Origin of the sequence: Enterococcus sp. DIV1937 (assembly GCF_050535975.1) — a bacterium.
Lineage (GTDB): Bacteria > Bacillota > Bacilli > Lactobacillales > Enterococcaceae > Enterococcus > Enterococcus faecalis.
This window is the reverse complement of record NZ_CP172909.1, coordinates 1,832,777-1,853,509: the sequence shown is the minus strand read 5'-3', so window position 1 is coordinate 1,853,509 and position 20,733 is coordinate 1,832,777. Positions and strand designations below refer to the sequence as shown.

Here is a 20,733-nt window from a genome sequence, read left to right as displayed (position 1 = left end):
AAAGAGAAAATATGAGGGAAGTTAACATTATCATATTCTGTAAGAATATTAATAAATGGTTTTTAAATCTGAATAAAAAAGGAGAGGATTTTATGAAAAAAGCATATTTTAAAGCTGAGGATAATACAAATGAAATAGCATTCCCTACGACTTTATCATATTTTGAAAGATTGGAGAAAGAAGACAAAAACTTTGAACATAATACTTCTGAAGAAATGCTAGAATATCAAAAAATGGCATTGAATAATGTTTTAGATTTTGCAAGAAAGAACAATAAATTTTATAGAGAAAGAAATCAAAATCTAAGCTTTTCTGAATTAAACAAAATACCTCTATTATTAAAAAAAGATATTCGAGGCAAAAAAGACTTAATTAAATGTGTTTCTAATGAAAAGATTGGTCAATTACATCTTACTTCTGGTACAACAGGTAAACCAACATATATAGCATATACTTTAGCAGACCAATATATTTATGATCTTTTACCGCAGTATAATGAACTCTTTCCGTTTGAGGCTAGAGATATAGTTGGTGTCGCTTTACCTTATGAATTTGCTTTACCTGCATTGGGATTTCAGCGGCTCTTTCAATTTGTTTTTGGTTCTATGGTATTATCACTAGGAAAAGGTGGGTATATGGCACCAGTGGAAAAAGCCTTAGAGTTGCTAAAAGAATATCAACCAACAGTGATTACAACAACTCCTTCTTATGCTGCCTTATTATATGATGAAGCCATAAGATTAGGCTTTAATCCTAAGGAATTTCAAATAAAAAGATTTATTTTGACTGGAGAAGGTTGCTCATTTACATATAGAAAGCAATTAGAAGAAAGATGGAATTGTAAAATGACTTTCTTCTATGGATCAACTGAAATAGGCTTAATTGCAAAAGAATGTATTAAACAAAATGGTTACCATATTTGTGAAGGGCATGTGTTTGTAGAAATTTTAGGAGCTAATGGTGAGCCTGTACCAAACGGAGAAATGGGAAATATAGTTGTTTCAACTTTATTAAGAGAAGGAATGCCTATGATAAGGTACAATACTGAAGATATAGGGATTATTACCGAAGAAACGTGTGAATGTGGTTGTAGAATGAAAAAATTATTTCTTTTTGGAAGAGAAAGTGATCAAATTTGTTTGAAAGAGGGAAATTTTCCACCATTAGTATTGGAAAATGTATTACTAAAAAGTAATTATATAACGTTATGGTATCAGTTTGTTATAGAAAATCAAAAGTTAACAATAAGATGTGAAAAATTATTTCCGAATATATCTGAAAATGAAATAACTATGGAATTAAAGAAATTATTCAAAGACAATTTTGATATTACCTGTGAGATAGAAATCACAGATAATATTCCTAAGCATAAAGGGAAAAATCAACGAGTATTTTACAAAAAATAGGGAGAGATTTGATGGGAGAAAAAGTGGTGTTTTCAAAAAAGGTTTTAGGAGAAATGTCGCAAAAGCAGTTATTAAATAGAGCGATTGATCAAAGTGTAACTTATGTTGAATCCTCTGGTACAAGCGGTATTCGAGGATATGGTTGGTATAGTGATTTTGAATTAAAAGAGATGTCCAATCATATTATCAATAAAGGAGTTCAATTATCTGAAAATGATACAATAATGATTAGATTTCCGTACACATTATCTTTACCAGCACATTTAATAGAAGCTAGTGCTAAAAAAAGTAAGTCAATTATTATCCCAGTAAGTAGTAGAACAGAAATGGCTCCATATTTTAAACTTTTAAGTTTGATGAAAGAACTAGAGGTAACTGTTTTCGCAGCGAACCCAAGAGAAATTGAACTCTTGTTTGAGGCGTTGAGCGTTCAACAACTTACTCCTAGTGAATACTTGCCTAATTTACGAGCTTTTGTAACTGCTGGCGAAGTATTAAGTCATAAAAGAAAGAACTACATAGAGCTTGAGTGGGGGATTGAAGTATTCAACTTATATGGAGCAACAGAAGTAGGCAATTTTGGATATACTTGTGAATTTGGAAATATGCATATGGATGAAGAAAATTTTTTTATAGAAAAAGTGCAGCAAGGTGAGTTTTCCTTATTATCGACAGGTCTTAATAAAAATGTGTATATTACTAATAAAAAAAATCATACTTCGAAAATTAGAAATTATGAAATTGAAGATATTATAGAGGTCTTGTCAGAAAAATGTAGTTGTGGAGATTATAATAAGCTAATTCGTGCTAGAGGAAGAATTAGTGATGTAATAAAGTTAAGTAATAAAGAAATAGATATGTTCGAAATACAAGAGGCAATTTATTCATTGAATGACGTTCCTTTTTTTTGGGAAGTTCATGTAGAAAATGAGAATGTCGAAATAAGAATGGAGTATAATATAGATAAAATAATAAATAAATCCGAACTAGAAAGAGAGCTGAAAGATAAACTAGAACTACTTTCTGCAAAAGTTCATATTTTTAAAGAAGGCGAGCTAGTTGATCGTGGAAAAATATTTAAGTATCCAATAAGCAGAAAACCTACGTACATATACAATACAAGAGAAAAAAAGATTAAATCAAAACTTGAATATGGAAAACAAAAACTTCAAAATAAAAATTATCATAGGGCGAAATTATGCTTTAAAGATATAATTAAAGAATATGAATTTTCAGAAGCGTATACTTGGTTAGCTGCTACTATTGGCTCAGAGGCAGAGTCAAAATCATTGATGGAAAAAATCACATTATATCCAAGTTTAAAAAAATATACTGAGTTAGCGGTCAAAAAAAATCCATATGATCCATTTGCTCATTATTTATTGGCTATGCTATTATACAAAACTCCTGAAGAAATTGGGGGAAATCGTAAAAAAGCATTAAGTCATTTTAGAATGTGCAAATATTTAGGATATAAGGAGGACATATCAGTTTATTTTGAAGAGCTGATTTAATGAATAAAAAAATCTTAGTGAGGAGGACGGTATGGATTTTGTTAAAATAAAGGATTTAGTTAAAAGATATGGAGATCATATAGCGTTAAATATAGAAGATATTTCTATTAAAGAAGGTGAAATGACTGGATTATTAGGACCTAATGGTGCTGGAAAATCTACTTTGATTAGCATCCTAACAGGGCTCGATGATCAATACAGCGGATCAGTTTTATATAGAGGAGAAGAAAAGATTTCTAAAGAAAACATCGGCTATGTTCCACAAGATATTGCCTTATATGAAGAATTGAACGCTATAGATAATTTAACATTTTTTGGATCTATGTATATTAGTAATCGAAAAAAAGTTAAAAGTAACGTTAAAGAGATTATTGATATGGTTGGATTAAATAGTAAGGCTAACAAATCAATAAAGACTTATTCAGGGGGAATGAAAAGAAGAATAAATATTGGAGCAGCCTTGGTTCATGAACCACAACTTCTTTTTTTTGATGAACCAACAGTAGGAATTGATCCACAATCAAGAAATTATATTTATGAAATTATCTATAATTTAAAGAATGCAGGGAAAACAATAGTTTATACTACTCACTATATGAATGAAGTAGAAAAATTATGTGATTTTATTTATATTATCGACGAAGGAAAAGTTCTTCTAAAAGGAAGAACGAAAGAACTGTTACAAAGTTTAGGAAAGGGTATATTAGAGTTAACAGTTAAAGATATATCAGTTACTGGTAGAATGCTTTCAATTGCTAAGGGAATTCCAGAAGTCAAGTTATTAAAAGTAAGGGAAAATACCTATTATTTTAGTATGAATAAAAGCATAGAAGAAATAACAAAAAAAATGTTAAAAAAAACCAGTGAAAATAAAATTGTAATTGATTCACTAAATTATTCCCCTCCTAATTTAGATACGTTGTTTCTAATAACTACTGGAAAAGAGTTAAGGGAGGGATAACAAATATGAAATGGAAATATATTGCAATTAAAGATATAAAAATTCTCTTGAAAGATCCTAGCGCGCTAGTTGTATTATTACTACTACCATTAATGTTCATGATTATTATGAGCTTTGCGTTGAAAAATGAATATGGTAGTAACGATAATCCAGTTATTTTAGGATACTTTGATAAAGACAACACTAGAGCATCTCGTGATTATCTAACTAAATTCGAGGAGTCAAGAGGACTTTCTTTAAAAAAAATAAGTTCGGCAGAAGAATTTTCTAGATATAAGGAAGAAAATAAATATATTGTTTTACTTATGATACCTGAAGGATTTGAGAAATCAATAATCAACAATACTAAAATTAATATTGAAATGTTTTCTGATGCCACTCAAGCAACTACAGCAAATGTGTTGATTCAGTCAATTAAAGGGATTTCTAGAGCTTTTGAAGTCAAGTATCAATTAGAAAGTTATGGCAGAAAACAGGCGGGTCTGACTAACGAATTTGTTAATGAAGCTGTTGGACAAACAATTAAAGATATTGAAAATAATTTAGGTATGTCCATACATGCTAATAGTTTTCAAAATGAAGACAAGGAAAAAAGTATTAGTAAAGATACAGAAAAATTAATGAAGGAAGAAGTAGAAAAACAAACAATTTTCGTTGAAAATGTATTTAGTAATGAACAAAAGAAAGCACCAAACTCGTTTCAACAAAATGTTCCTGGATATGCTGTGATGTTTGCTTTTTTTATTGTCATGTGGTCAGGAAAATCGTTTTTGAAAGAACGAGAAAGTGGTACATGGAAGAGGTTGTTAACATCTAAAGCTAGTTCATTTGACATATATTTTGGTAAATTTATTCCAAATTATGTAGTGAATTTTTTTCAAGTTCTTTTTTTATTTATATTTGGAAGCTTGGCATTTAAAATGAGTCTAGGGAAAAATTTGTATGCTTTGATTTTGTTGATAGCTATTTTATCTTTATGCAGTACGTCTTTAGGAGTATTGCTGTCATTGATTGCTAAAACTGATTCCCAACTTACAGGCTATTCATTGTTTATTGTTCTATTTTCAGCTGCATTAGGAGGGACTATGGTTCCTCTAAGTTTAATGCCTGATATGATGCAAAATGTTGCAAAACTAGTTCCACAATCATGGGCATTAGAAGGATTTCAAACAATCATTGTAAATAATGGGAATATTTCAAATATAGCAACAAATTTTATTGCTTTATTAGGTTTTTCATTAGTATTTTTGCTGAGTTCCTTGGTCCTCATTAAAATAAAAAAATAGGAGATTGTACAATGCGGTCTGTAATAAAAAACATTAATGATATGGCTAATTTGTACCCTAATAGAGAAGCATATATTGGGATAAATGAAAAAGTAACATATAAAGAATTAAATGAAAAGATTTCAAAAATGTTGATTTTTCTCAGTAAAATAGAAAATAATATAGATCAAATATGTACTATTTGTCAAAAGGAATCTAATGCGGTAGCCATATTATTAGCAACTAGTTTACTAAACATTGATAATTCAATAATTCCATATGATGCACATCAGTATACTAAGATTGAAGATGTAGAGTTTACCAATGATGTTATTGTTATTTCGGAAGAAGATTTTGACAAAAATACTACCATTTTAACAGATGTGAGTAATCATTTTATTAATAGTCCTATTGAAAAAATTAATATCAAAGATATAGTTGAAAAAGAATCGTTAAAAGATATTCAATTGTTTTTTGAGAAAAGTTGCAGCCCTGCTAAATTAATATTATATACTTCAGGAACTACAGGAAAATCTAAAGGGGTCATTGTCAGCTATAATCAATTTAACTTTATTAATGTCCCAATTACTGAGCAAAATGAAGGCATTAATATCATCACAAAAGGTAGTTCAGTAAGACCATTTTTGGGGACAATACTTTCAACTTTGAAAGAAGGAAAAACTATTCTTCAAATTGACGTAGATAATTGCTTTGATATGACTAATCTATGTGAAAGAGCAGATATAGAATCTTTAACTACAAATATATATGGAATAAAAAAATTTATTTCTATAGCTAAAAAGAATAAACATCTTTATAATAGGATACCTTTGGTTACAATTACAGGAGGAGTAATGCATCAATTTTTAAGAGAAAAATCAGTTGAAGTGTTTCCTAATGCAAAATTGTTAGATTTATATGGACAAACAGAATTAGGGTTAATATCTGTTATTGATTCAACAGAATGGTGTGAAAATGAATATTGTGTAGGGACACCTAGTTTTTTTGTGGATGTCACTATAAAAGATTTGCATTCTCATATGGAGCTTAAAGAAAGAGAGATTGGACATATAACTGTCAAAAGTAACCACAAATTTAAGGGATACAGTAACCATACAGCTATAGCGCTCGATGAAGTGTACACAGGAGATTTGGGATACCTTAAAGATAGTAAATTATATTTATTTGGTAGAATATCCGATTGCCTAAAATATGGGGACTCTTGGTTGTTAAAAAGAGACATAGAATGTAAGTTATCTGAAGGGTTTTCAGAAAAATTTCAAGTTCTGGTAAGAGATGGAAGATTTTATATAATTTTAGAAAGGCACTCTTCTAGGATAGAAAAAATTATTGAAGACAAATTTAGTTCATTCAAGCAATTGATTCAAATAAAAATTGTTCAGGAAATAAACGAAACAAATTAGTATACAAAATCTAGTTATCAAATTTTGAGTACTAATAATTTATAGATTAGGAATAAAGCCTATTAAAAATAGCTTTCTTTCTATAAAAAAGAAGCTGGAACCGAAGAAACAATGTAACTAAATAATTATAAATATATTGAAGATTAAGTAAATACACTATGACTAGATGCTTTATCAAGAAAAATATGTTAATTAGTAGTACAGGCAATGAGGAAAAGTAGAGTATTGTTGAATCAAGAGGAGAAAATTCACTGGATTTTTTGTATGTATTGAAGAGATCGGGTTTCCTCCGTTTATTAGTTTTTAAGAGTGGAGCAAAAATCTAAAGTGATTTTTATCTCACGCTCTCAAGATAGCTTCTAATGAGGTATTAAAAGCCTCGCAAATTGTTGAGATGAAGTTGGTTTCTTGACCACTAAGCATAACAAAGAAGACTGAAAATAAAAACGATTTTCGGTCTTCTTTGTTATGCTTTTTGAGGATTATGCCCCAAACTCTGTTTTCATTTCTTTATACACACTTTGACAATCGTTGCTTAATTTCTTCCAACAAATCCTCTTCTGAAGAAACAACCCGACCATTCAATTTAATCAAACCAACTGTGTAAAGGTTTAAATAATGGAATTGATTTTCAGCGACTTCGTTCAAAGCATCAAGCTTTTGGTGATTATCAGCACCTTGTTGGCGGCTGTCTGTGTAAAGGGCAACCACCGGGATTCCTTTGGCATAAGCAACACCAATTTCGGAAGCTACGCCCGCATCAATGGTTGGACCGTCTAATAAAGCAACCAATAAGTCGCTAGCAAGGACGTTTTCTGTATCTGCTAAGGCAATCATTTTACTATCGGCATAAGCCGATTTGTCGTTAATCGCCGCATTTTCTTGTGGTAAATAAAGATCGATTGTTTTATCCAATTGTCGAATTTGTTCGACTAAATAGGCATTATAACGTAAGTCAGCTTGCGAAAATAAAGGTCCTGCAAAATAAATTTTTGTCATTTGTCTGTCTCCAATCCAAGGGTTTAGAAATAATCACTGAAATAAGCTTCTTGGTCAGGAAAAATCCGTTCCAAAGAATTTAAAGTTTCTTTATCTGTATCAATACGTTCAATTCGATGTAAGTACGAAGGGCGTCGGTAATTCATGACTAAACAAGTTAGTGTTTGAATATCTAAGTGAACGGCGGTGCCTAGAGGTTCATCCGTAATGGTCACTTGATCATTTTCATCCCAAATTAAGCCAAAAATACCATTATTCCACTCAGCGACAGGATCTTTAACGACAAAATGGAATGGCTTAGCTGTACTTTCAAAAGGAAAGTTTTCTAAAAAGGCTTTGACATCAACAATTCGAGCCATATAATAGGGTTCAATGCTTTCTTTAATTTGGCTGTCTTCTAAAAGAAAGGCTAGTGGTTCGTTTTTATAGATATCGCCCTTGACCCAATAAACCATCGAAAAATGCGCAGTAATAAAATTCCACAAGCCATTTCGGGCTTCTTGGTTCAAGTAAAACATTTCCTTAATATGAAATACCTCATCCGCCACCCAATAGAAAAGTACTCCTAAAGGTTCTTGATTGGCACCATAATAGACAGCAGCAGTCCGTTCTTCTTCGTTTTCGAAACGCCAATATTCTTCCCAGTTGAAGGCACTACGAATGAGCGCGCCGTGATTTTGACGAGCGAATCGCGCATAGACATCAAAGACATCTGGGTGATCGACAGCTAACCGTTCAATCATTCCTGGAACAGGAACGGTTTTTGGTAATTGCGTATCCCGAATTTTAAAAGATAACTTGTCGGACATAATTTCCCAACCTTTACGTCGGTAATAAGGGATGTTGTAAGGGAAAAGATAAGAAATCCACTGTTTATCTTGGCGCATTTCTTCTAATGCTGTTTGAATCAAGTCTTTCATTAAACCGTGGTTGGCATATTCAGGATAGGTACCGACACCAGTAACGCCGCCCATTTTATACAAAGCGCCATGGATATTGACTTCGCATGGATAGATAGCAATTTGTGAAATTAATTGATTTTCGTGAAACCAGCCAAATACTTTTGAAAGTTCTAAAATCGGTTGTTTTGATTTGATAAATGCGCGTTTGTTTTCAAAACCACTTTCTTCAATATCTGCTTCAGTCACTTGAAAAACATAGGAAAGAAGTTCATTAAATTGATCAATGTGTTCTTCCTCAACAGGCTTTAAGGTCAGTTGCTTTCGAAATTCTTGTTCATCCATTTTTCCATCTCCAATAAATTTACTGTTTTTAGTATACCAAATTTTTCGAAACTCTGTTAGCCTTTCGAAACCAAAAGAATAAAAGGGAAGTGCTTTAAATCTTCTTCAAAAATTGGTATAATGAAAAGTGCTGATTATCCTAGACCTTTAAACATGATAATTTGATAAAAAAGGCAACTAAAATATAACAATTGATTAATGAAGCTAGCAGGGAGCTAGCTTTTCTTAAAAGAAATGAGGCAAAAAATGAACAATAAAGAAATGAAAGCAAGACAAGAGAAAATTCGTAATTTCTCGATCATTGCCCACATTGACCATGGGAAGTCAACTTTAGCCGACCGGATTTTGGAAAAAACAAATACAGTTAGCAGTCGAGAAATGCAAGATCAATTACTTGATTCAATGGATTTAGAGAGAGAACGCGGCATTACCATCAAATTAAACGCAATTGAATTAAACTATACAGCCAAAGATGGTGAAACCTATACTTTCCATTTGATTGACACACCAGGGCACGTCGATTTCACCTACGAAGTTTCTCGTAGTTTGGCAGCTTGTGAAGGGGCTGTTCTAGTTGTTGATGCGGCGCAAGGAATTGAAGCGCAAACGCTAGCAAATGTCTATTTGGCATTGGATAATGACTTAGAAATTTTACCTGTTATTAATAAAATTGATTTACCCGCCGCTGATCCAGAGCGTGTTCGGACAGAGATTGAAGACGTAATTGGAATTGATGCATCGGAAGCTGTTTTAGCAAGTGCAAAAGCAGGGATTGGGATTGAAGATATTTTAGAACAAGTGGTGGAGTATGTACCAGCTCCATCAGGCGATATTGAGGCTCCTTTAAAGGCTTTGATTTTTGACTCTATTTACGATAGTTATCGGGGGGTCGTTTTAAACATCCGTGTAATTGACGGTGTCGTTCGTCCTGGGGATAAAATCCAAATGATGAGTAACGGTAAAACGTTTGATGTAACAGAAGTCGGCGTTTTTTCACCGAAACCAATTGCTCGTGATTATTTAATGGTTGGTGATGTGGGCTATATCACCGCTAGCATTAAAACGGTTCAAGATACACGGGTTGGGGATACAGTGACTTTGGCCGACAATCCAGCAGCAGAAGCACTACCAGGCTACCGCAAAATGAATCCAATGGTTTATTGTGGCTTATATCCAATTGATACGTCGCGCTACAATGATTTACGGGAAGCATTAGAAAAATTACAATTAAATGATGCGGCGTTACAATTTGAACCAGAAACATCGCAAGCTTTAGGGTTTGGTTTCCGTTGTGGTTTCTTAGGTTTGCTGCACATGGATGTTGTTCAGGAACGTTTGGAACGAGAATTTAATTTAGAGTTAATTACAACAGCACCGTCCGTAATCTATCACGTTAATAAAACTGACGGAACAACCGTTGTTGTTGACAACCCAGCTGAATTTCCAGAACCAGTAACGATTGAATCTGTGGAAGAACCTTATGTTAAAGCGCAAATCATGGTGCCAAACGATTATGTAGGAGCAGTAATGGAATTATCACAACGTAAACGTGGCGAATTCATTACAATGGATTACTTAGACGATTATCGTGTAAACGTAGTTTATGAAATTCCGTTATCTGAAATCGTGTTTGACTTTTTCGATAAATTGAAATCAAGTACAAAAGGCTATGCATCCTTAGATTACGAAATGGCTGGCTATCGTACCAGCCGCCTAGTGAAAATGGATATTCTATTAAATGCTGAAAAAGTGGATGCGTTAAGCTTTATTGTTCACCGAGATTTCGCATTTGAGCGTGGGAAAGCGATTGTTGAGAAATTGAAAAAACTAATTCCACGTCAACAGTTTGAAGTCCCAGTTCAAGCGGCGATTGGTCAAAAAATTGTGGCTCGTTCAGATATTAAAGCCTTACGCAAAAACGTACTGGCTAAATGCTATGGTGGCGATGTTTCTCGTAAACGTAAATTGTTAGAGAAACAAAAAGAAGGGAAGAAACGGATGAAACAAATTGGGTCCGTGGAAGTTCCTCAAGAAGCCTTTATGGCGGTTCTGAAAATGGATGAGGATGAGCCGAAGAAATAACTTATCAAAAAAGTACCTCAGTCTGAGCTGAGGTGCTTTTTTTTTTGAAAATATAAATTAAAGTAAACTATAGTTTAAAATAAAACACGCAAAATTGCGTGCTTTTTTATATTGTGATAGTATATACATACGAAAGCTTATAAATAATCAAAATAATTTTGCAAATCAAGTAAATAAGGAGAGAACAAATGGCTGGAACAATAAAAGAAATTGCTGAAAAAGCAGGAGTATCTAGGGGAACTGTGGATCGAGCATTGAATAATCGCGGCCGAATCAATCCTGAGGTTGCTGAAAAAATTAAAACAATAGCGAAAGAAATGAACTATGTTCCGAAGAAAAAAAAGATGGCCAAAGAAGAACCAATCAAATTAGGTGTTGTGACACAATTGGCAAAATCTTCTTTTATGATTCCAATTCGATCAGGTTTACAAGCAGTTATAGGTGATCTAAAAAAAAGAAATATTGATTGCTTTTTAGAGGAAATAGACGGGGTCGATGAAGCGGCGCAGTTACAGGCACTTGAACGCTTGTTAGAACTTGGTGTAAAAGGAATTGCCATCATGCCAGTTGATAGTGTGGCGATTAGGGAAAAAATCAATCAGCTTACGGAACAAGGCATTAAGGTCATCACATTCAATTCGGACATTGTTGGTAGTAAACGTCAATGCTTTGTCGGAATGGATAACTTTAAAAGCGGGAAGACAGCTGCTGGATTATTAGGAATGTTGACAAAAGGAGAGGGAGATGTCCTAGCTATTACTGGATATTTTGGAAATAGTGTGAATAGTTTACGAGTTGCTGGTTTTGTTGAAGAATTGAAACAGTCATTTCCACAATTGAAATTAACAGGTGTTCAAAGCAGTTTTGATTCGAGCGATGAAGTCGAAAAGATTTTAAGTGACACATTAGAGAACTATACTAATTTAAAAGGCGTCGTTGTGTTTTCAGGAGGTCAAGCAGGAATTGCTCGTGTGTTGAAAAAAAGGGCAGGTAAAGACAGACCGTATGTGATTATCTATGATTTAACTGAGAAAAATATCGAGATGCTGAAAAAAAATCAAGTTGATTTTCTAATTGATCAAGATGGTTTTACGCAGGGCTATCGTTCTTTGCTATTATTAGCGAATCAACTACAGAACAATAAAATTATGACAGAAGAGATGTTATTTACAGATATCATTATTAAAACAAAATATAATCTTTAACAGAAGTGTGAAGCTTGCTGTAAAGCAATTCATGCTTCTTTTTTTGCGTTCTTTTGAAATGCACGCAAAATAATGTGCTAATTTAATGTTGCACGCATTTTGAAAGCGTGCTATAATTCGTTTGTAAATAATAGAAGAACGAAGAAGAGGTGGATCTATGAGTTATATTAGCTTTGATCAATCAAAAGAATTTGATCTAGTTCTTTTAGGTAGAGTGGCTATCGATTTTAACCCTGCCTATAATGAGCAAGTTAAAGAAGAATTTAAGCCTTTAAAAAATGTTCATATGTTTGAAAAGTTTGTGGGAGGTTCTCCTGCAAATATTTCCGTGGGTATCACCAAACATGGGATGAAAGCTGGCTTCATTGGGAAAGTATCCGATGACCAGTTCGGAGAATATGTTATTGATTACTTTAATGAGCAAGGCATTGATACTTCTCAGATAAGTAAAGCACAGCATGGCGAAAAGTTGGGTCTGACTTTTACAGAAATGCTATCACCTAAAGAAAGTAGTATTTTAATGTATCGGAACCAAGCTGCGGATTTACAACTAAGTGTCGAAGATATCGATGAAGATTATTTGAAACGTTCAAAAGCCTTATTAATTTCAGGAACTGCTTTGGCGGAAAGCCCTTCAAGAGAAGCCGTGTTAAAAGCTGTGATGTTAGCGAAAAAAAACAACGTCAAAATTATTTTTGATATCGACTATCGAGAATACAATTGGAAAAATGTGGATGAAATCACTATTTATTATTCAATAGTTGCGAAAGAATCAGATATTATTATGGGCTCGAGAGAAGAATTTGATTTAACTGAAAGATTGATTCAACCAAATATGACAGATGATGAAAGCGCTGTTTTTTGGCATAATTGTGGCGCTCAAATAGTCGTTATTAAACACGGAATGAAAGGCTCAACAGCTTATACAGCAGATCAACAACAGTTTTCAATTAAACCATTTCCAGTGGAGGCACGCAAGGGATTTGGTGGTGGTGATGGCTATGCAGCTGGATTTTTATATGGTTTATTTGAAGGTTGGGAAATTATCGATTGCTTGGAGTTTGGCTCAGCGGAAGCTTCGATGATGGTCAAAAGTAACAATTGCTCAGATTCTTTACCAACGACGCAAGAAGTAAAAGAGTTCATTAAACTGGAGAAGGAAATATACGGCGAAATGATCGCTAGGATTTAAGGTGGATAAAATGGAAAAGACGATTCGTTTAACGACAGCACAAGCATTATTAAAATTTTTGAATCAACAATATATCAGCATTGATGGAAAAGAAACACCTTATGTGGAAGGAATCTTTCATGTATATGGTCATGGGAATGTTTTAGGGATTGGTCAAGCGTTAGAACAAGATCCGGGACATTTAAAAAGTTACAGTGGAAAAAACGAACAAGGGATGGCTCATGCTGCTATCGCTTTTGCTAGACAAAGTTTACGTAAGAAAATATTCGCAGTTTCAGCGTCTGCTGGTCCAGGTTCAGCTAATTTATTGACTGCTGCTGGAACCGCCTTCGCTAATAATATACCTGTATTGTTTCTGCCAGCAGATACGTTTGCTACTCGGCAACCAGATCCCGTATTACAGCAGTTGGAACATGAATCAAGTGTAACTTTTTCTACCAACGATGCTTTCCAAGCGGTTTCTCGCTATTGGGATCGTATTAATCGGCCAGAACAACTGATGTCAGCATTGCTACGAGCATTTGAAGTTATGACCAATCCTGCAACTACAGGACCTGCCACCATTTGTTTGCCACAAGATGTTGAGTCAGAAGCCTATGATTATCCAGTAGAGTTTTTTAGAAAAAGAGTTCATTATATCGATCGACGGATGCCGACAATTCGTGAGCTTGAAACAGCTAGTCACTTGATAAAGGATAGTAAACACCCAGTAATTATTGTGGGGGGCGGTTGCAAGTATTCAGAAGCAGGTGAGAGCCTTCAGAAAATTTCTCAAGTTCATCAGATACCTTTGGTTGAAACACATGCTGGTAAATCAACTGTTTCATGGGAATTTGAAAATAATCTTGGAGGCTTGGGAATTTTAGGTACCTCGGCTGCTAATAAAGCTGTTCAGCAAGCGGATTTGATTATTGGAATTGGCACGCGTTATACGGATTTTACCACTGCATCAAAAAGTATTTTTAATTTTGAACAATCAAAAATGATAAATATTAACGTAAGTCGACCACAGACTTACAAAATGGAAGCGTTTCAAATTGTGGGAGATGCTCGAGCAACCTTAGAAGGAATTCTGCCAATGATTGAAGGATATCGGACGGCTTATGGTGAAAAAATCACTGAACTGAAGAACGAATGGGTGAAAGAGCGGGAGCGATTAAAAACAACTCATTTTAAACGGAAAGATTTTGATCCGGAAATCAAAAACCACTTTACACAGGATATTTTAAATGATTATGCTGATTCTTTGAATACAACTCTGACACAAACAGAGGTTTTCGTTCATCTGAATGATTTTGTCGAAGATGATGCGATTGTGATTGGTTCGGCAGGGTCATTACCAGGAGATATGCAACGATTGTGGAATCCTGTAAAGGAAAATACTTATCATTTAGAGTATGGCTATTCTTGTATGGGCTATGAAATTGCTGGTGCAATGGGGGTACGGCTTGCTAATCCTAATCAAGAGGTTTACGCATTAGTCGGTGACGGTAGTTTTTTGATGTTGCATAGCGAACTGGTCTCTGCATTACAATATGACAAAAAAATCAATATTGTTCTGTTCAATAATTCTGGGTTCGGATGCATTAATAATCTGCAAATGGAGAATGGCGGCGTAAGTCAAGGGACGGAATTTAGAAATACCAAAGGCGAAATTATGAATATCAATTATGCTAAAATCGCTGAAGGATATGGTGCCAAAGCGTATCAAGTCCATTCGATTGAAGAACTAAAACAGGCGATTGTCGACGCGAAAAACCAAATGCAATCGACATTGATTGAAATAAATGTTCTTCCTAAAACGATGACTGCTGGTTACGATGGTAGTTGGTGGAATGTCGGTGTTGCTGAAGTATCAGAAAAACCAGCGATTCAAGAAGCATACCAAGTTAAAAAAGAAAAACTTGCAACTGCTAGAAAATATTAGGTATTCGTCATACAACCAAAAAGTTAGGAGCGAATGAATTGAAAAAAACATTGAAACATCAACCGTTGATAAAAGAACTAGCTCCCGGTGTTCGACAAGTTCAAAATATTCGAAAAAACAACACTGATTTACAGTATATTGAGTTTCAAGTTCTTGAATTAGATAATGGAGCAATGTATCAAGAAGCTGGTAATGAACTGGAAGTTTGTATCGTCGTATTAACTGGCAAAATCAATGTTAAGGTGGACGATAAATGGTACGAGAATTTAGGTAAACGAACCTCTGTTTTTGAAAAAATTCCGACAGATAGTATCTATATCCCAGCAAAAACGTCGTTTGAACTAATAGCAACTTCTGCTACTGTTCGTTTGGCCCTTTGTTATTCGCCAGCTAAAAAAACGTTGCCAGTGCACGTGATTACCGCTGAGGAAAATACAGTTGAAAAACGAGGGATATATCAGAATAAACGACTAGTGCATAACATTTTACCAGACAATGTCGACACTGCCAGTAGTTTGTTGGTGGTTGAAGTCTACACTGAAGGTGGCAACTTTTCTAGCTATCCACCACACAAACATGACCAAGAAAATTTACCTGACGAATCTTATTTAGAAGAGACGTATTATCATGAGCTGAATCCAGAGCAAGGATTTGTTTTTCAACGAGTATATACAGAGGATGGTTCTATAGATGAAACGATGACTGTAGAGCATCAAAATGTTGTGGAAGTACCTAAGGGATATCATCCTGTCGGCGTGCCAGATGGCTACACCTCTTATTATTTAAATGTGATGGCAGGACCTGAACGAATTTGGAAGTTTCATAACGAGAAAAAACACGAGTGGATTTTAAATCGGAACGAATTGACTAACAATTAGAAATAAAAAATAAGTAGACTTTTTTTAGGAGGAAAATAAATGACTCGATTTTTAAAGAATTATATAGGTGGCCGCTGGGTAACAAGTACAGCCACTGAATTTGAAGAAGTGATCAATCCGGCAACAGAAGAAGCATTAGTAAATGTTCCATTATCTAGTGAAGCAGAAACTGCAGAAGCAATCAGAGTAGCGGATGAGGCTTTTCAAACATGGAAAAAAGTAAGTGTTCCAGTTCGTGGCCGCTATCTTTTCAAATTGCATCATTTATTGATGACGAATAAAGAAGAGCTAGCACGATTAATTACGCTTGAAAATGGAAAATCTTTGTCAGAATCATTAGGTGAGGTTCAGCGAGGGATTGAAAATGTCGAGCACGCAGCGAGCATTACGAATTTAATAATGGGTGATTCTCTATCCACAGCGGCTACAGATATTGAAATTACCAATTACCGTTATCCCATCGGTGTTGTTGGGGGAATTACTCCTTTCAATTTTCCGATGATGGTACCGTTTTGGATTTTCCCAATGGCGTTAGCAGCAGGGAATACGGTGGTGCTGAAGCCTTCCGAAAAAACGCCATTATTGATGGAAAAAATTGTTGAATTAATAGAAGAAGCAGGATTTCCAAGTGGCGTCTTTAATGTTGTCTATGGGGCACACGATGTTGTTAATACTTTATTGCGTGATCCATTAGTAAAAGGAATTAGCTTTGTGGGCTCAAAAAATGTTGGTGAATATGTCTATAAAGAAGGAACAAAAAATCTGAAACGAGTCCAGGCACTAACTGGCGCAAAAAATCATGTTATCGTTTTAAAAGATGCCAACCTTGATCGTGCAGTAAAAGACATTATCGGTGGCTCTTTTGGATCAGCCGGTGAACGCTGTATGGCTGCTTCGGTGATCGTTGTAGAAGAAACTATTGCAGATCAATTCGTTGAAAAATTTAAGGCTGCAGCACAGACGATAAAAATTGGAAATGGTCTGGAAGAAGGAGTCTTTTTAGGCCCCGTGATTCGAAAAGAGGCGCAGCAACGAACATTTGATTACATTCAAAAAGGTATTGATGAAGGAGCGGACTTATTGTTAGATGGCCGTGAAAATATTCCTGAAAAAGGCTACTTCGTGGGACCTACGATCTTTGATCGTGTCACGATGGACATGAAGATTTGGCAAGATGAAATTTTTGCACCCGTTGCCTCAATTGTTCGAGTGAAAAATCTAGAAGCAGCAGTTACACTGACCAATCAATCAGAATTTGCTAACGGTTCATGTCTCTATACGAGTAATGCTTCAGCTATCCGTTACTTTAGAGAGAATGTTGATGCAGGAATGTTAGGCATCAACTTAGGTGTACCAGCACCAATGGCTTGGTTTGCTTTTTCTGGCTGGAAACACTCTTTCTATGGTGACTTACACGCCAATGGAAAAGACAGTGTAGAATTTTATACACATCGAAAAGTTGTGACCGCTCGATACGCTCCTAGCGAAATAAACTAGTTTTACTTCGAAGCTCTGTCAAAGGAGCTTCGAAGATTCTATGATTAAAGCGGTGAAAGTATCTTTTGTTAGTACAAATGTAAGACAGGACTTTCTGAAAATAATGATTGACTAAATTAAATTGTAAGCGTATACATAATGCGCATAAAATAAAGAAATCGGAGGACAAATAATTGAAAGTAAAAGTAGGCGTAATTGGTACAGGGGCGATTGGAATCGAACATATTAACAGAATTAATCACAAGACACAAGGCGCTTTTGTAACAGCAGTATCAGATATTAATGTTGAAGCGGCAAGCAAAATTGCTGAGGAGATTGGGGCTCAATTTTTCAAAACAGGCGAAGAATTAATTGCTTCTGAAGAAGTGGAAGTTGTTGTTGTTACTTCCTGGGACCCAACACACGAAAAATATGTCTTGGAAGCAATCAAGCATGGAAAATACGTATTCTGCGAAAAACCATTAGCAATGGATGCCGCAGGATGTCGCCGAATTGTAGATGCAGAAGTCGCTTATGGTAAAAAATTGGTACAGGTGGGCTTCATGCGTCGATACGATCGTGGCTACATTGAGTTGAAAGAAGCAATTGAATCAAAACAGTATGGTGAAGCTCTGATGCTCCATTGTGCGCATAGAAATCCAAGCGCTGATGAAAATTATAAGACGCCAATGGCAATCAGTAATACTGCAATCCATGAAATCGATGTTCTTCGTTGGCTATTAGACGAAGATTATGCCTCAGTGCAAATGATTTTACCAAAGAAAACCAGTCATACACATGCAGATTTACATGATCCTCAATTACTGATTTTCCAGACGAAATCAGGTGTAACAATTGATTTAGAAATTTTTGTTAATTGTCGTTTTGGCTACGACATTAAGTGTGACGTAGTTTTTGAAACGGCAGAAGTCGGAATGACGGATCCAGCCTATACCAAAATTAAAGCTGCGGAGAAAAATTACACACCAATTTCGCCCGACTGGCAAACGCGTTTTTTAGATGCGTATGATTACGAATTTAAGTTATGGGTTGATTCAATTAAAAACGATAAACTTGTTGGTCCAACTGCTTGGGATGGCTACGTGGCAGCAATCACAATGATGGCTTGTCATGAATCTCGTGAGTCAGGGGAAAAAGTAATGATTGAAATAGATGAACAACCAGCGTTATATACCAAATAATTCTTAAAAAAAGGAGGGGTTTTGTGGAAAATATTAGAGTAGGAATCGTAGGACTAGGTAGATTAGGCAAGGTACACGCAAAAAATTTATCTTCTGCTGTTAGTGGCTGTGAGCTTACGGCCGCCTGTAGTTTAGTTGAATCAGAATTAGCATTTGCACAGAAGGAGTTAGGTGTTAAGTATACGTTTTCTAGTTATGAAGAAATGGTTCAAAGCGCTGTAATTGATGCCGTTTTTATTGTTTCACCTTCAGGATTCCACTGTGAACAAGTCCGTTTAGCTATGGAAAATGGGAAACACGTATTTACTGAAAAACCATTGGGAATTGAAATTGAGGACATAAAAAAAACACAAGAGGTTATTGAAAAATATCCCGAGCAAGTATTTATGTTAGGTTTCATGCGCCGTTACGATGAATCTTATCAGTATGCGAAAAAAATGGTAGAAGACGGGGAAATTGGGGAAGTCACGTTAATCCGTTGTTATGGAATTGATCCGAGTGATGGACTGGAAAGCTTCGTTAAGTTTGCAATGAACAATGATAGTGGCGGTTTATTTCTAGATATGGCGATTCACGATATTGATTTGGTTCGTTGGTTTACTGGTCAAGAGGTAGAACAAGTTTGGGCAATTGGTAAAAATGCTGCATATCCAGAATTAGATCAAGTCGGTGAATTGGAAACCGGAGCAGCTATGATGAGTCTTAAAGATAAAACAATGGCTTTACTAGTTGCTGGAAGAAATGCTACACATGGTTACCATGTCGAAACAGAAATCATGGGCACCAAAGGGATGTTACGAGTAGCGCAAGTACCTGAAAAAAATTTAGTGACTGTTATGAATAATCAAGGGGTTGTGCGACCTTGCTCTCAAAACTTTCCAGAAAGATTTAGAGAAGCATTCATTCGAGAAGCACAAGAATTTATTTCCTGTATTCAAGAAAAACGTCAACCAGCAGTTAATGCAGAAGATGGTCTACAATCAACAAAAATTGCATTAGCTTGTCAAGAATCATTTGATACGAATCGTTTGGTACAACTATAAATGAAGTAGGAGAGTGACATAATGGCGAAACAAATTCAACTAGCTATTGCGCCGATTGCATGGACAAATGATGATATGCCAGAGCTAGGAAGCGAAAATACGTTTGAACAATGCGTTAGTGAGATGGCGCTAGCTGGATTCAAAGGTACGGAGATTGGTAACAAGTATCCAAAAGATCCACAGGTTTTAAAACAATATTTAGATATTCGTGGACTAAAAGTAGCGAGTGCTTGGTTTAGTACATTTTTAACAACAAAACCTTTCGAAGAAACCGCGGAAGACTTCAAAAAACATCGAGATTTCTTACATGCAATGGATGCTAAGGTTATTGTTGTGGCTGAACAAGGACACAGCATACAAGGAATTATGACGGCTCCTGTTTTTAATGAGAAACCAATTTTTTCTGATGAAGAGTGGCAAAAACTAGCTGAAGGATTAGAAAAACTAGGAGACTTGGCACATGAAAAAGGTATGGAGATTGTTTACCATCACCATATGGGGACAGGAGTCCAAACGACTGAAGAAATCGATCGATTAATGAAAATGACGGATCCGACAAAAGTTAAATTATTGTTTGACACTGGCCATCTTGTCTTCTCAGGAGAAGATCCAATCGCAATCTATCAGCGCTATCAAGACCGGATTAAACACATTCACTTCAAAGATATTCGCCAACAAATGGCAGAGGAAGTCAGAACAGAAGAAGATAGCTTCTTAAAGGCCGTGAAAAAAGGCGTCTTTACAGTCCCTGGGGATGGTATGATTGATTTCAAACCAATTTGGTCAGCAATCGAAGAGAGTGGCTATAGAGGTTGGATTGTAGTTGAAGCGGAACAAGATCCTGCCAAAGCCAATCCGTTTGAATATGCCGTCAAAGCACGAAACTATATCCGAAAGGTCGCCGATCTTTAATCT

At 35.1% G+C, this 20,733-nt stretch carries 16 protein-coding genes; 14 read left to right on the top strand and 2 right to left on the bottom strand.

Annotation, left to right across the window (positions count from 1 at the left end; all coding sequences use genetic code 11):
- Positions 1 to 92: 92 nt before the first annotated feature.
- Genes IGL13_RS08870 through IGL13_RS08850 form a run of 5 tightly spaced genes read left to right on the top strand, consistent with a single transcriptional unit; the run spans position 93 to position 6,570 of the window.
- Positions 93 to 1,406, top strand: a complete 1,314-nt coding sequence (locus tag IGL13_RS08870; RefSeq protein ID WP_002370415.1) for a phenylacetate--CoA ligase family protein — start codon at positions 93 to 95, stop codon at positions 1,404 to 1,406.
- A gap of 11 nt (positions 1,407 to 1,417) precedes the next feature.
- Positions 1,418 to 2,920: an AMP-binding protein gene (locus tag IGL13_RS08865; protein ID WP_002370413.1), complete on the top strand. Its 1,503-nt coding sequence runs from the start codon at positions 1,418 to 1,420 to the stop codon at positions 2,918 to 2,920.
- A gap of 31 nt (positions 2,921 to 2,951) precedes the next feature.
- Positions 2,952 to 3,881, top strand: coding sequence for an ABC transporter ATP-binding protein (locus IGL13_RS08860; RefSeq protein ID WP_002378529.1), 930 nt, complete (start codon positions 2,952 to 2,954; stop codon positions 3,879 to 3,881).
- 5 nt (positions 3,882 to 3,886) lie between these two features.
- Complete coding sequence (locus IGL13_RS08855; protein ID WP_010818445.1) at positions 3,887 to 5,167, top strand: ABC transporter permease; 1,281 nt, start codon at positions 3,887 to 3,889, stop codon at positions 5,165 to 5,167.
- Positions 5,168 to 5,178: 11 nt separating this feature from the next.
- Complete coding sequence (locus IGL13_RS08850; protein ID WP_002378526.1) at positions 5,179 to 6,570, top strand: class I adenylate-forming enzyme family protein; 1,392 nt, start codon at positions 5,179 to 5,181, stop codon at positions 6,568 to 6,570.
- Between the two features lie 510 nt (positions 6,571 to 7,080).
- Here IGL13_RS08850 and IGL13_RS08845 read toward each other — a convergent pair.
- On the bottom strand, positions 7,081 to 7,569 hold the full coding sequence (locus tag IGL13_RS08845; protein ID WP_002370408.1) for a nucleoside 2-deoxyribosyltransferase: 489 nt from the start codon (positions 7,567 to 7,569) through the stop codon (positions 7,081 to 7,083).
- Between the two features lie 23 nt (positions 7,570 to 7,592).
- Entirely contained in the window at positions 7,593 to 8,813 is a 1,221-nt protein-coding gene (locus IGL13_RS08840) for a GNAT family N-acetyltransferase (protein ID WP_002356813.1), read from the bottom strand.
- A 246-nt stretch (positions 8,814 to 9,059) separates the two neighbouring features.
- On the opposite strand from IGL13_RS08840, the gene lepA reads away from it, so the two are divergent.
- From lepA to iolE, 9 genes are all read left to right on the top strand, one after another.
- Positions 9,060 to 10,895: a translation elongation factor 4 gene (gene lepA, locus IGL13_RS08835; protein ID WP_002356815.1), complete on the top strand. Its 1,836-nt coding sequence runs from the start codon at positions 9,060 to 9,062 to the stop codon at positions 10,893 to 10,895.
- A 188-nt stretch (positions 10,896 to 11,083) separates the two neighbouring features.
- Positions 11,084 to 12,100 (top strand): LacI family DNA-binding transcriptional regulator, encoded by a 1,017-nt coding sequence (locus IGL13_RS08830; protein ID WP_002385780.1) that lies wholly within the window; start codon positions 11,084 to 11,086, stop codon positions 12,098 to 12,100.
- A 157-nt stretch (positions 12,101 to 12,257) separates the two neighbouring features.
- Positions 12,258 to 13,292, top strand: coding sequence for a 5-dehydro-2-deoxygluconokinase (gene iolC, locus IGL13_RS08825; RefSeq protein WP_002356818.1), 1,035 nt, complete (start codon positions 12,258 to 12,260; stop codon positions 13,290 to 13,292).
- Positions 13,293 to 13,302: 10 nt separating this feature from the next.
- On the top strand, positions 13,303 to 15,219 hold the full coding sequence (iolD, locus tag IGL13_RS08820; RefSeq protein ID WP_002356820.1) for a 3D-(3,5/4)-trihydroxycyclohexane-1,2-dione acylhydrolase (decyclizing): 1,917 nt from the start codon (positions 13,303 to 13,305) through the stop codon (positions 15,217 to 15,219).
- Positions 15,220 to 15,257: 38 nt separating this feature from the next.
- Complete coding sequence (gene iolB, locus IGL13_RS08815) at positions 15,258 to 16,097, top strand: 5-deoxy-glucuronate isomerase (protein WP_002378524.1); 840 nt, start codon at positions 15,258 to 15,260, stop codon at positions 16,095 to 16,097.
- A 39-nt stretch (positions 16,098 to 16,136) separates the two neighbouring features.
- Positions 16,137 to 17,594: a CoA-acylating methylmalonate-semialdehyde dehydrogenase gene (locus tag IGL13_RS08810; RefSeq protein ID WP_002356823.1), complete on the top strand. Its 1,458-nt coding sequence runs from the start codon at positions 16,137 to 16,139 to the stop codon at positions 17,592 to 17,594.
- Positions 17,595 to 17,767: 173 nt separating this feature from the next.
- Positions 17,768 to 18,775, top strand: coding sequence for a Gfo/Idh/MocA family protein (locus IGL13_RS08805; protein WP_002356824.1), 1,008 nt, complete (start codon positions 17,768 to 17,770; stop codon positions 18,773 to 18,775).
- Between the two features lie 23 nt (positions 18,776 to 18,798).
- Positions 18,799 to 19,818: an inositol 2-dehydrogenase gene (gene iolG / locus IGL13_RS08800; protein ID WP_002356825.1), complete on the top strand. Its 1,020-nt coding sequence runs from the start codon at positions 18,799 to 18,801 to the stop codon at positions 19,816 to 19,818.
- A 21-nt stretch (positions 19,819 to 19,839) separates the two neighbouring features.
- Positions 19,840 to 20,730, top strand: coding sequence for a myo-inosose-2 dehydratase (iolE, locus tag IGL13_RS08795; protein ID WP_002356826.1), 891 nt, complete (start codon positions 19,840 to 19,842; stop codon positions 20,728 to 20,730).
- Positions 20,731 to 20,733 lie beyond the last annotated feature (3 nt).